The organism is Nostoc sp. (assembly GCF_036916985.1).
Lineage (GTDB): Bacteria > Cyanobacteriota > Cyanobacteriia > Cyanobacteriales > Nostocaceae > Nostoc.
Genome location: NZ_JBALFD010000032.1, coordinates 20,792 through 33,132, shown reverse-complemented (window position 1 = coordinate 33,132; position 12,341 = coordinate 20,792). Strand labels below are relative to the sequence as shown.

At 42.8% G+C, this 12,341-nt stretch carries 11 protein-coding genes and 1 pseudogene; 8 read left to right on the top strand and 4 right to left on the bottom strand.

The genetic code is table 11. The features are described from left to right. The first annotated feature begins 1 nt into the window (after nucleotide 1). Together V7L07_RS12380 and V7L07_RS12375 are read left to right on the top strand one after the other, a co-directional pair. Entirely contained in the window at nucleotides 2-484 is a 483-nt protein-coding gene (locus V7L07_RS12380) for a hypothetical protein (RefSeq protein ID WP_335058146.1), read from the top strand. Nucleotides 485-718: 234 nt separating this feature from the next. Then, the gene (locus tag V7L07_RS12375) at nucleotides 719-1,558 is read left to right on the top strand and encodes an AMIN domain-containing protein (RefSeq protein ID WP_335058144.1); all 840 of its coding nucleotides are present in this window, start codon (nucleotides 719-721) and stop codon (nucleotides 1,556-1,558) included. 127 nt (nucleotides 1,559-1,685) lie between these two features. On the opposite strand, the gene V7L07_RS12370 is transcribed toward V7L07_RS12375, so the two are convergent. Further along, on the bottom strand, nucleotides 1,686-2,225 hold the full coding sequence (locus tag V7L07_RS12370) for a DUF3172 domain-containing protein (RefSeq protein WP_179068175.1): 540 nt from the start codon (nucleotides 2,223-2,225) through the stop codon (nucleotides 1,686-1,688). Nucleotides 2,226-2,892: 667 nt separating this feature from the next. Here V7L07_RS12370 and V7L07_RS12365 point away from each other — a divergent pair. The 4 genes from V7L07_RS12365 (at nucleotide 2,893) to V7L07_RS12350 (ending at nucleotide 6,447) form a co-directional block, all read left to right on the top strand. After that, nucleotides 2,893-3,720, top strand: coding sequence for an ABC transporter permease (locus V7L07_RS12365; protein WP_335058142.1), 828 nt, complete (start codon nucleotides 2,893-2,895; stop codon nucleotides 3,718-3,720). Between the two features lie 115 nt (nucleotides 3,721-3,835). Continuing rightward, complete coding sequence (locus tag V7L07_RS12360) at nucleotides 3,836-4,480, top strand: TenA family protein (protein WP_335058140.1); 645 nt, start codon at nucleotides 3,836-3,838, stop codon at nucleotides 4,478-4,480. A 189-nt stretch (nucleotides 4,481-4,669) separates the two neighbouring features. Then, the gene (locus V7L07_RS12355; protein ID WP_335058138.1) at nucleotides 4,670-5,413 is read left to right on the top strand and encodes a cobalt-precorrin-6A reductase; all 744 of its coding nucleotides are present in this window, start codon (nucleotides 4,670-4,672) and stop codon (nucleotides 5,411-5,413) included. A gap of 173 nt (nucleotides 5,414-5,586) precedes the next feature. Next, nucleotides 5,587-6,447: an alpha/beta fold hydrolase gene (locus tag V7L07_RS12350; protein ID WP_335058136.1), complete on the top strand. Its 861-nt coding sequence runs from the start codon at nucleotides 5,587-5,589 to the stop codon at nucleotides 6,445-6,447. An 85-nt stretch (nucleotides 6,448-6,532) separates the two neighbouring features. On the opposite strand, the gene V7L07_RS12345 is transcribed toward V7L07_RS12350, so the two are convergent. The 3 genes and pseudogenes from V7L07_RS12345 to V7L07_RS12340 all read right to left on the bottom strand — a co-directional run bounded on the left by V7L07_RS12345 (nucleotide 6,533) and on the right by V7L07_RS12340 (nucleotide 8,882). Next, a complete protein-coding gene (locus V7L07_RS12345; protein WP_335058135.1) occupies nucleotides 6,533-7,906 on the bottom strand; it encodes a calcium-binding protein in 1,374 nt (457 codons plus the stop codon). A gap of 312 nt (nucleotides 7,907-8,218) precedes the next feature. Then, nucleotides 8,219-8,364 (bottom strand): annotated as a pseudogene (locus tag V7L07_RS33465) (IS4 family transposase); the annotation flags it as partial. A 47-nt stretch (nucleotides 8,365-8,411) separates the two neighbouring features. Next, nucleotides 8,412-8,882, bottom strand: coding sequence for an NADAR family protein (locus V7L07_RS12340; RefSeq protein ID WP_335058134.1), 471 nt, complete (start codon nucleotides 8,880-8,882; stop codon nucleotides 8,412-8,414). Between the two features lie 456 nt (nucleotides 8,883-9,338). Here V7L07_RS12340 and V7L07_RS12335 point away from each other — a divergent pair, with 456 nt between their 5' ends. Next, the gene (locus V7L07_RS12335; RefSeq protein WP_335058133.1) at nucleotides 9,339-10,808 is read left to right on the top strand and encodes an efflux RND transporter periplasmic adaptor subunit; all 1,470 of its coding nucleotides are present in this window, start codon (nucleotides 9,339-9,341) and stop codon (nucleotides 10,806-10,808) included. A gap of 205 nt (nucleotides 10,809-11,013) precedes the next feature. After that, entirely contained in the window at nucleotides 11,014-12,231 is a 1,218-nt protein-coding gene (locus V7L07_RS12330; RefSeq protein ID WP_335058131.1) for an ABC transporter permease, read from the top strand. Nucleotides 12,232-12,341 lie beyond the last annotated feature (110 nt).

Below are 12,341 nucleotides of genomic sequence, written 5' to 3'. Positions count from 1 at the left end.
CATGAATCATTTCAACTTCAAATCTTTGGCTTTTTACGGAGTCGCAATCACGTCAGTGCTAGTGTTGTTTAAAACTGTCAGTGTTTACGGAGAAAACAATCTCAAGGCTCCTCCCCCAGTTAACGGGCGATATCGTCTAACCCTAGCGGAGAATTTGCCGAATTGTGAAAAATCGGATACCCTGACGTTAAATATTGAACAGTCGGGTATTTACTTAAATGCCTCTGTATTACCGGCAAACGCTAAGACCGACACTGACGAAAAGCACTCTCTGGCAGGCATCTTTAGAAATCAACAGTTAAATTTATCTGGGAAAGTTGGTAGTTCAATCCTTTGTAATATTCCTCGCCCCCAAAATGAGCCTCTAAACTCAGTGACAATTCAAATGCAACTTGTGGATAAAGGTAATATGACAGGTGAATTAACCGTACAGGGCATTCCCCAAACTCTTAAATTTACCGCCGTGCCTCAAAAAGTTAATTGAAAAAGGGACTGGGGATTAGGGACTGGGAAAATTGTTCGGGGATTCAGATAACTACCCAAGTTTTGTTCGCGCAGTGTCTCGTAGAGAAGAAAACTCTTCCTAGTCCCCAGTCCCCAGCCTGGGAATCCTGGCGCGACATGTAGAGACGCGATTAATCACATTTACGGGATTGGCAGCGCGAAGTAAACAGCAATGTGAGCGCATTGTATGGGTTTTATGGAGCAAATAAAAAGAATGGATCAGGGACTAAAGACCAAGCAATTTTGCCAATGGGGTAAGCAGCTATTTAGCATCAGTATATTAGGCTTTTACGCAGCGATCGCCCTTGAAACTTGCACTACTGCTGCTACACCAGTGGCCAAGCTAGATAATTGGCGTTTTTCCCCCAAGACACAGCAACTTGAAATCACCCTCTCAGCAGGCACAACCCCCCGCTATTTCTACCTGGCCCAACCCTCGCGTCTGGTTGTAGATTTACCGAATACTAAGTTGGGCAAAGTTACCACACTGCAAAATTATTCTGGAGCAATTAAAAGCATTCGCGTTTCTCAACTGAACGCAAACGACACACGCATTGTCTTAGATTTAGCACCAGGGACTATTTTTAATCCCAAACAGATACAACTGCAACCCGTTTCCCGCAAAAACTCCACTCGTTGGGTGTTACGTCCGGTTATTTCTGGTAAAACTACTGCCGTGAAAGCAGGAAACTCCTCACCTTCACCCAAGAAACAACCTCAAACACCTTATAAGTCACAACCGCCAAGTAACTTACCCGTAAGCACTACTAATCAACAACCGCCCTTACTCACAGTTCCGCCTCCATCCAATGAACTACCCTCAGCAATTATTACCAACTCAGGGCAGCCTTTTGTCACCGTACCCCCCCTAACTCCAAATACATCCTCTCAACAACCTGCTTTGAGTCTTCCCCCCCCTTCTTTCCCAAATCAGCCCAATAATTTGAATAATATTTCCCCTGTCGGGATATCGGAATTTCCAGTCCCAACAATCCCCAATGCTCCCGATCCCCAGATCATTGAGTTTGGTCAACCTCTTCCTAAAAATAGATAAGGAGTGAGGAGATGGGGGGTAGGGGAAGAAGGAAGGGAGCAGGGGGCAGGGATCAGGGAGCGGGGAGCAGAGTTTTCCCCTCCGCCCCCCGCACCCCGCCCTTCTGCCTCTTTATAAATGCCCAATTCTAAAATCTGTCCGTTTCCTGAGGTGTTCCAACTGCTCCTGGTTGAGCTGTAAAGAAGTTTTGAGCAGCTTCATTCTGATATATGCACCTAATATCAGGTTTGTCACTGTCCAAGTTCCCTGTAAAACCAAAGGTATTCAGGCGATTTTTGCAATCTCTTACCTGATCGGATGTCACCAGCTTACGTTGCTCTAAAAGCGCCCAGTTATTTTGTCGGATCACGCATCCAGGACGCATACTAGGCTGGGCAACATAGACATTGAAGGGGTTGAGGGTGACGAAGAGTCTAGCGTCCATCACCATCGCGCTGGCTCCGTACTGCACACAAATTTCAGGGTTTGGTGCTTTGGTGTCAATAAATTCACGAGAAGCCACATTCGATGGGGCTAACGTGGTTGTAGAACTAAAAGCAATACCAATCCCAATTCCCAAAATTAACACCCCTCCCATAATTGCGATGGTGGTGAAGTTAAATAGAGGGGATTGGAAAACAGAGGGTTTAGAAGTAGTAGCCGATCTACCAGTAGATTTACGTCTCATTGTTGCTTAATCACCTTCACGCCGATTTGGCAGGGAGTTGTCTAAAGTTTTCTCCCTCTTTAAGTATGCCTATTCTTGACTTTAATTGCCTGCAACTTTCTGTGCAATATTCTTGTTAAATGCGAAAAATAGGAGCTTATCTAGATATCTGGACAGAATTTTAAGGTTGTTTGAAAAGTCTAATTTATTACTCACCGGGCGACTGAAAGTCGCAGCTACACAGACCAAACCCACCTCCGTGGGTTAAAAACTCTTGATTTTCTCTTAGTCCACGGAGGTGGACTTTGTTTGTATAATAGCGACTTCTAGTCGCCTAAGACTTTTCAAACATTCTCTTAAGCCAAGTAGTACTAGTCTGTTATTGTTTCTATCTGGAAAAATTAATGAGTATCTTTGTTTATTTAATCGTTAACGAATTGTTATGCACTGCTTGATTTGATTAATCACTTGTAAACAATTTATTTGTGAATTATATCATATTTTTCATTGGTATCAGATACAGTTAACTGAATTTTCACAATTAATGTAGTAATAATGCTTAAAACATCTAGATTTTGTTGTTAATTTTAAATTTTTAAGATGAGATATTTTTGTTACCCCTAGTAATTGAGGTGTAAAACAATGTAAGTTAATACTTAATAAAATTTTGATAAGTAATTGAAAGCACGTGATATCTCAAAAAGCGCTATCTTCGGGCAAGAGGTTCAAAACTTCGCAACTGCAAATCTTCTTAGCTGATAGTCTGACTATTTTTTGGGGAGATTGGTTAGATTTACGTGTGAGAATCTTACCAATTGCGGCATCAGGGTTAATATCTCCACTGATATATATTTTAGCTTTTGGCTTGGGTTTGGGTAGTTCCATTAAACCAGGCTCAGGAATTAGTGGTAGCTATAACAACTATTTGGAATTTATCTTACCGGGAATGGTAGCGCTGTCGTCGATGACAGTTAGCTTTGCTGGAACGACATTTTCCATTTGTGGAGACAGATTATTTACCAAAACCTTTGAGGAATTGTTGTTAACTCCCATACATCCCTTAGCGTTGTATATCGGTAAAATGCTGGCGGGAGTCGTGCGGGGGTTGATGACTTCCGGTTCGGTGATTTTGGTAGCGCTGCTGTTGACTGGAAACTGGAATTTGATCAATCCACTATTTCTGCTGTTGGTGGCGCTGAATTGTTCAGTATTTGCCGGGTTAGGGGTGATTGTGGGGTTGAGTGTGCGATCGCTAGAATCAGTAGGACTCTACAACAATTTTATCATCATCCCCATGTCATTCTTAGGAGCGACCTTCTTTGACCCAGCGACATTACCAACGGCTTTCAAAGTATTAGTTTACTTGTTGCCACTAACCTACGCCAGCATGGGATTACGTGCAGTTGCTCATTTACCATTGTCCCAATTTCCTTGGTACAGCATACCGATTTTACTGGTGGTTGCGATCGCTCTTTCTCTGTGGGGTGGTTATAAATTTGCCCATCAACAAGACTAAAATATCGTATTTTCCACCTCAAAGGACCGAAAACGATTCATGATACAAGTCCCTAAATTTATTTATGCGGATCATTTATTTTGAATTTTGAATTTTGAATTCGGAGCGAAGCGACGTGACTTTATCTAACGAATTATGGGCAGCAAATCAAGACTTAGCACAAGCTTGCCTAGAGCATCCTTTCGTTCAAGGCATTGGTGATGGGACTCTTGAACAGGTGAAATTTGCTTACTACGTAGGGCAAGATGCTTTTTTCTTAGAAGCTTTTGCCCGTGCCTACAGTATCGCCGCAGCTAAAGCACCAGACTGGTTAGGTTTCACCACATTTCATAACTTAGCTAGTGGAGTTTTAGAAGAACTGCGGCTGCATAGTGGCTATGCCTCTGAGTGGGGAGTCAATTTGCATTCCGTAGAATCTGCGCCTGCCACCCGCCGCTATACGGACTTTTTGTTAGCAACTGCTTGGGGTGGAGATGTAGGTTTAACTGCGGCGGCAATGGCTCCCTGTATGCGTTTGTATGCCTTTTTAGGAGAAAAATTAGCTCGTAACGGTATTCCGAATCATCAATATGCTGACTGGATTCGTACTTACAGCAGCGCAGACTTTCAACCACTAACACAACAATTAGAAAGTTTAGTTGATAATTATGCCATTAACAATGCTGTTGTGCATTCAACCTATCGTTATGCGATGTTTTCTGAGCGCGACTTTTTTCAGGCTGCGTGGATTTTGGAACAGTCTGCCGAATTAAGTCGGTGAGAGAAATTCAATGTATGTCAATAAATATAGCAGGGAACTGGGTTCAAACTATATTAAGAGACTTCCAAGAAATAAATGATCCAAAACACGTCATTGCGTTCGCGTAGCGTCTCGTAGAGAGCGAAGCGAAGCAATCGCAATGACAATTGGGGATTTTTTTACATAGAGTACTCTAATTTTATATTAATCATGCGTGTTTTGATTCTGGGTGGGACGGGAGATGCAGCAGAACTAGCTGCCAAAGTTGCGACTATCCAAGGGTTAGAAGTAATCACCTCTTTAGCTGGTCGCACCCGTGAACCGTCAGTACCCTTGGGCGATTTACGGGTTGGAGGTTTCGGTGGTGTGGCTGGATTGGCTAATTATCTGCGAGTCATGCAAATCGACTTATTAATTGATGCAACTCATCCTTTTGCGACTCAAATTTCCTTCAATGCCGCCGATGCCGCAACAGAAGTCGGAGTACCCCGTCTGATGTTAATTCGTCCGCCTTGGGAAAAAGTAAGTGGCGATCGCTGGATTGAAGTTGATAGCGTTAAAGCCGCAGCAACAGCCCTGCAAAACCAGGCACAGCGAGTTTTTTTAACAGTTGGCAGACAAGAACTTGCTGCCTTTGCTCACCTAGAGAAAATTTGGTTTCTGATGCGGATGATTGACCCTCCTGGCGATGATGCTTTAGTACCGCCGGGGATGGTATTGTGCGATCGCGGGCCTTTTACCCTCAAGAATGAAAGACAAATTCTAATTCACAACAACATTGATACTATTGTCAGTAAAAATAGCGGTGGCAATGCCACAAAGCCCAAGATTATTGCCGCGCGAGAACTTGGTATAAAGGTTGTGATGGTAAATCGCCCAGCCATACCGCCAGGGGAACAGGTTAGTAATGTTGATGCTGCCTTGGCATGGCTTTTAACCTTGCCACGTCATTAGTAATTTACTACCCAGCGGACATGACAGACAGTCCACTGGGCAACAATGAGTAGCATTTGAGTAGCGCGCGCTAAAAATCTGATAGAAGATAGTGCATTTGAGTAGCAAAGGACTTCCTACGCAAGTTGTTACTATTTTGAATTGAAGTCATCTGATTTTATACAATCCCGAAAATGCGAGCGAAAATACGAGATACAGAAATTTTCTTTGATGTGGAAGGTTCTGCATTAGTGGTGGATGGCGCGAACATCTACTCTAAACCTGTTGCCTTTCTAATTCACGGGGGGCCTGGTGCAGATCATACTTCCTTCAAACCAACCTTCTCGGCTTTAAGCCGAAAACTACAACTAGTCTATTTTGACCATCGCGGTCAAGGAAGGTCTGCCCGTGGTCCTAAAGAAACCTATACTCTAGACAATAATGTTGAAGATATGGAAGCTTTGCGCCAACACCTTGGTCTGGACAAAATTGTTGTGATTGGCGGCTCTTACGGTGGTATGGTGGCTTTGACTTATGCAGTCCGCTATCCTCAGAATGTCTCTCATCTGATTGTGATTGCCACAGCAGCCCATAGTGGCTTTTTAGAACGGGCTAGGGAAATCCTTGCATCAAAGGGAACTGAAGAACAAAAAGCAAACGCTCAAAGGCTTTGGGATGGTAACTTTGAAAATGAGGAACAGCTAAGACAGTATTTTCAAGTGTTGGGGCCAATGTATTCGCTAAGACATGAGCCTACCACGTCAGGCATTGCTTGGCAGCGGAATATCCTCTCAGTTGATGCGATTAATGTTGCTTTTGGCGGTTTTCTCCGCAACTACAATATTCTTGACCAGTTACACAAAATTACTGCACCCACTTTAGTAATTGCAGGTCGTTATGACTGGATTTGCGCCCCAGAATTTTCGGAAGAAATTGCACAGGCAATTCCTAACGCCGATTTGAGAATTTTTGAGAATAGCAGTCATTTGATCCGCGCAGATGAGCCAGAAGCACTTTTGGATGCGATCGCAGGTTTCTTAGTTTACAAACGTTAGATCGATAATACAAGCAGACACAAAACGCTACCAAAAAAATTCCTCTTCCAGATAGAAGAGGAATTTTTGTATTTGCTGTATATCCCTAACTAGGAACCCCAAATACACTCTGCTGTTGAGCAGCTCCAATAAAGGCAATTTGCTCAACATTCAAGACATGCAGGGTAAATTGATCGCGCCTAATGGTGTAATTGTTGGAGCTGCCTGTAATAATATAATTATTTCTGAAATTAGGCAGAATTACCTTGTCCCATCCCGATCCACCATCGATGGTAGCATTGCCGTAACCAACATCAAATGTGTCGTTTCCACTGCCACCCTTAATCAAGACATTGGCAATAGCACCCCCTTGGTTTGAAACGGAATTACCGTTAGCATCAATTCGACGAGCTTTGAAGTAATCGTTATCGTTTCCGCCATCAATCGTGCCGCCTTGAATGCCAACACTAGTGCCATAGCCAGTAAGGATATCGGCTCCTGCCCCTTCATAAATAATGCCATTAGTATTAAGAATACCTATGCCTTTACTAATGCCAGTACCAGTGATGGTATCGTTACCGCCGCCTAAGTCGATAGTACTACTGTTAACAATGCCTATACCTACACCAGGGGCAACTGTCCCAGCTTCAGGATAAGAAGGGATCGAGTCCCCTGCACCGCCTGTACCCTTGCCAGAAATCAAGTCATTTCCCAGCCCTGTACTAATGACACTACCACCACTGTTGGAGATGCCTACACCATTCCCCGCAGGGGTATTAGGATGAAAAGGATCTACTAGTCCATCACCGCCCTTGCCGATACCAGTAATAGAATCGCTTCCGATGCCTCCATTAATGACACTGCCACCACTGTTGAGGATACCTGTAGTATTTACTCCAAAGTAAGTACCCCCACCAGTTCCCTTGATAGAATTGTTTCCTTCTCCTCCATCAATGCGGCCATGCTGAGTGTTAGAGATTCCTATAGCACTACCAATTCCAAAAATAGAGTCGTTCCCTTTTCCTCCATCAATGCGGCTATACTGAGTATTATTGATGCCTGTAGTGATGCCTGTTCCGAAACCGTCGCCTCCTGTTCCGGTTCCCTTGATCAAATCATTTCCGTCTCCTCCATAAATGTAGCCACCCTGAGTGTTGAAGATACCTGTACCAGGCTCAGTGGTTCTATACCCGCTACCACCAGTGCCGGTGCCAGAGATAGTATCGTCTCCCAGCCCTGCATTGATGATGCCACTGTTAGCAATGCCAGTGCCCGTGCTTGCGTCAAAGCCGTCGCCGCCACCAATGCCTGTACCAGAGATAGTATCGTTACCAGCTTGAGTATTAATGACTCCCCTTGTTCTAACCTCGATTCCAATTGCTGGAATTGTTGGCAACGCCGTATTATCCTCTTTGCCAACCACTAGATCGGAATTCGCAGTGCCTATGGGTAAGAGTGAAGAAACAATTAGTCTGGGCATAATATAATTTTCCTGAATTGAGTGTGATACTTTTAACTGTTCGGTTTACCTAACTAAATCATTGCGGTTAAGTACTGAACATTACAGGAAAGGAATAATTTACCATTCTCCCTGTACGTGCAATAACGCCTTTAGAACAGGTACTTATTTACTTCATAGGAATCAAGTATCTTTATGCAAATCTCCCGATCTTTTTTATTAATGCATTTTTTGTTGGGGTCTAAAAATGGCTTGACCCAAATAAAAAGAGTAAAACTTTTAGCGAAACCTGATGATCGCAGAATTTTTGATAAATTCAGATCAATTTGATTTATTCTCTCGAATGGCTTGATGTTTTGGTGAAGAGTGATTGTTTGTATTACTTGCTCAAAAATTTGTGCAAATAATTCAATTGGTAGTGCTTGCAATCTTTTGGAAACTGCTTGGGCACTTACTTCCATTCGCTCTACCCATAACAATCTCTATTGGGTTTACTACATTGGGGCAAGCATTCATAGCAACAATATTATTTAAAATTTCTATTATCAACATCTGCACTGTATGTATGGTGCAGGATCTCTCGCACCTCCATTAAAATTTTTCCTAGCATATTTTTCCCACTACCATCGGCTCCACAACCCCAGTAAAAATCAATGGGGGAGTTCTCAACAATTTCTGCATTGCCTGTGGAAAGTAAAATATTTCTGATATCTGTATGAGTTTGAAATTTACGCAGTACAGCTTGCCGCATAATGTCATCTTTAACATTTTCCCAATCTTGACGTAGGGGACGAGTTCTCTCACGCCCCATTTTTGCCGCATCTTTGGGTGTTTTAACTAGACGGATTTTTTCTACATGAGGTGTACCCACAAACTTTTGCGCTTGAAAGTAGTGTTCGCTAGTTGACCAATACAATCCATCTAATTCAAAGCCGTGGGAGGAAAAATTGGAGAAACAGCCATATTCTTCACGAGTACTATAAAAGTAGATTGTCACGTCGCTTTGCTCCAAATTAAAAATTAAAAATTAATGATCCCCATAAATAAATTTAGGGGCTTGTATACTTTTCATTTTCGGTCAATTGAATAGCTTCATATTGTCTTATAAAGGACTGTTTTTTGCCTTAATTTAGGTCAGAGAAAGTTTTTCGTAATTGGTATCGCTATTTGTAGTTGCAGAGTCAGAACTAAGTATTTCAATGATTTAGAAGTACGCCAAAGTATTTCCGAGGGAGGCGGTACTAGTGGCAAAAGTCATCCATTCAGGTGAAGACATACAGAAAAAGCAATGCCTAGTATGAAGGAAGATTAAGCAATGATGAAGCTAATTATGCGTCTAGTTGTTAATTGACTCATAAAAATTTAATCCTAAAGCTTTAATATCTCCGTATTCTACATTCAAAATCTAACAAAAGGCTACTCTTGTACAGGAATATTTACAGGCTTTTATAATATGGCTACTCACATAGAAATTCCAGTTATTGGCAAAGTTAAGTATCCATTACGCTGGCTGATTGGGCTGATGGCAGGGAGTGTGTTGGTTGTGGGTACAGTAACAACTTACACATTGATAAATCAAGGGGCAAGCAAAGAAGATATTGCTGAACTAACTGTTCCAGTTACAGCACAAAACGTAACGTTACGAATTACAGCTAGTGGTAAAGTTGTGCCAGTTCAAAGCGTAAATATTAGCCCGAAAAACCCTGGAGTGCTATCGCAATTATATGTAGAACAAGGCGATCGCATTCAACAAGGGCAAATTCTCGCCCGTATGGATAGTGCAAGTATTGAAGCCCAAAGGAGTCAATATCGTGCCAATTTAGCCCAAAGTCAAGCACAACTAGCCCAAGCCATTGCTGGTAGTCGTCCTCAAGAAATCGCTCAATCAAAGGCGCGGTTAGCACAATCTCAAGCCCAGTTAGCCGCAGCTAAGGCTGGTAATCGTCCCCAAGAGATTGCTCAATCTCAATCGCAAGTGGATGCGGCTCAAGCAAAGGTGAATTACACCAATGAACAGGTAAAGCGTTATCAATATCTATATCAAGAAGGAGCAGAGAAAAAACAATTACTCGATCAAGCCATCAGTGACGACAAGAGTGCTAGAGCCAATTTAGAAGAAGCTAAAAAACGATTGTCGTTAGTTAAAAGTGGCACTCGGACTGAGGAAGTTGACCAACGCCAAGCCGCTGTTAACGAAGCACGAGCCGCATTAGTTCTGTTGCAAGATGGCACTCGTTCTGAAGAAATTGCCCAACGTCAAGCCGCCGTTGCATCTGCTGAGGCTCAATTAAAGGGTGTACAAGTGCAGTTGGAAGATACTATTATTCGCGCTCCTCTTTCGGGAATTGTTACCCAAAAGTATGCAGAACCAGGGGCGTTTGTCACACCCACAACTTCTGCTTCTACTAGTGCATCGGCAACTTCCAGTTCAATTGTTGCCGTAGCCAGGGGTTTAGAAATATTAGCTCAAGTTCCCGAAGCCGATATTGGCAGAATTAAATCGGGACAGCAGGTGGAAATTGTTGCTGATGCCTATCCCGATCAAGTTTTTAAAGGTCATGTGCGCTTGATTGCTCCCGAAGCAGTGGTGGAACAAGGTGTAACATCCTTCCAGGTGCGGATTGCTCTCGATACTGGCACAGATAAACTACGTTCTGGCTTAAATGTGGATCTGACTTTTTTAGGCGATCGCGTTAATAATGCTTTAGTGTTACCAACGGTGTCAATTGTCACCGAAAAGGGTAAAACGGGTGTACTCATCCCCGATGCCAAGAATAAACCCCAGTTCCGCGAAATTACAGTCGGGGCACAAATCCAAGACCAAACTCAGATTTTAGGGGGAGTTCAAGCAGGCGATCGCATATTTGTGAACCCACCCAAAGACTACAAAATCGAAAAGGCCAAAGAGAAACAGAATAATTAACAATTCAAAATTCAAAATTAAAGACATTACATAAGGAGATTGAAACCCCAACTAAAATGGCTGCTACATGTAGATTGCAGGTTCTTAAACCGTTTAATTTACGATAAACCCAAATTGAATAGGTAGTATTGTTTGAAATTTCACCGAACAGCTTTTTAATACAGACTTTTAATCCAAAATCTCAAATCCAAAATCCAAAATTGGCATGAATCTCCTAGAAAGTATGAATATGGCGGGGAAAACCCTGCTGTCAAATAAACTACGTAGCGCCCTCACCATGTTGGGTATAGTTATTGGTAACGCCTCAGTGATTGCCATGATTGGTATTGGCGAAGGTGGGCAAAAATTCGTTAATAAACAGCTGGAGTCACTAGGGCCAAATGTGCTATTTGTACTGCCAGGTAATCAAGAAACTCAGCGAATCTCCTTTGAAGTACCAAAAACTTTGGTGTTGCAAGATGCAGAAGCGATCGCTTCTCAAGTACCAACAGTAGTAGGAGTTGCGCCAGAGTTAAACAGAAGACAGGTGGTTACATACCGCAACAGAAACACTGATGTCAATATCATTGGCACAACTCCCAGCTTTCTATCGGTGCGGGATTTTGAAACTGCTAAAGGCAGATTTTTCTCTGAGGTAGACATCAAGCGAAGTAACCAAGTGGTAGTAATTGGTGCAGACTTGGCAGAAAAACTATTTGGTAATAGTAACGCCATCGGCCAGCAATTGCGAATTGGAAATACCAGCTTTCAAGTGATTGGGACATTAATAGCCAAAGGTTCCAGCGTGGGAGCAGATTATGATAATGCCGCTTTAATCCCAATCACCACTTCAGCAAACCGACTTGTGGGCAAGAATTCTCCCTATGGTATCGCCTTAGATTACCTCGTTGCTGCCGCTCGTGATTCAGATAGCGTGGATGCAGCAGAGTTTCAAATTACTAATTTGCTGCGTTTACGGCACAAAATTAATGGTGAAGATGACTTTACTCTGCGTTCTCAAAAGGATGCCTTGCAAACTGTCGGTCAAATTACAGGTGCATTGACAATTATGCTAGCAGCGATCGCAGGTATATCCTTGTTTGTCGGCGGCATTGGGATTATGAATATTATGCTTGTCTCCGTCACCGAACGCACCCAAGAAATCGGATTGCGAAAAGCGATCGGGGCAACAGAGCAAGATATTTTACTACAGTTCATTATTGAGGCTGTGATAGTTTCCGCAGCCGGCGGTTTAGTTGGGACTGCGGTTGGTGTTAGTGGCATCCTCTTAGTGAGTGCTTTGACTCCTTTAGAAGCAAGTCTTTCTCCTGTAGCGATTAGTATGGCAGTTGGTGTCTCTGGGGCTATTGGTTTATTCTTTGGTGTTGTTCCTGCACGTCGAGCTGCTAAACTCGACCCCATTGTGGCCTTAAGAAGTGCTTAATGATCAAAATAGCGAAACTTAATCTTCGTGATAGTTCTGGATCAATCAGCATTTGTGGATGAACGTTAAGTTTCCGCTTCTGTCGTTTTGATCTTGCTAAAAAGATTGTA

Excerpts from the sequence above, each read along its gene's own strand:
- V7L07_RS12380 (WP_335058146.1), top strand. The coding sequence starts at position 2 with ATGAATCATTTCAACTTCAAATCTTTGGCTTTTTACGGAGTCGCAATC.
- V7L07_RS12375 (WP_335058144.1), top strand. The coding sequence starts at position 719 with ATGGATCAGGGACTAAAGACCAAGCAATTTTGCCAATGGGGTAAGCAG.
- V7L07_RS12370 (WP_179068175.1), bottom strand. The coding sequence starts at position 2,225 with ATGAGACGTAAATCTACTGGTAGATCGGCTACTACTTCTAAACCCTCT.
- V7L07_RS12355 (WP_335058138.1), top strand. The coding sequence starts at position 4,670 with ATGCGTGTTTTGATTCTGGGTGGGACGGGAGATGCAGCAGAACTAGCT.
- V7L07_RS12350 (WP_335058136.1), top strand. The coding sequence starts at position 5,587 with ATGCGAGCGAAAATACGAGATACAGAAATTTTCTTTGATGTGGAAGGT.
- V7L07_RS12345 (WP_335058135.1), bottom strand. The coding sequence starts at position 7,906 with ATGCCCAGACTAATTGTTTCTTCACTCTTACCCATAGGCACTGCGAAT.
- V7L07_RS12335 (WP_335058133.1), top strand. The coding sequence starts at position 9,339 with ATGGCTACTCACATAGAAATTCCAGTTATTGGCAAAGTTAAGTATCCA.
- V7L07_RS12330 (WP_335058131.1), top strand. The coding sequence starts at position 11,014 with ATGAATCTCCTAGAAAGTATGAATATGGCGGGGAAAACCCTGCTGTCA.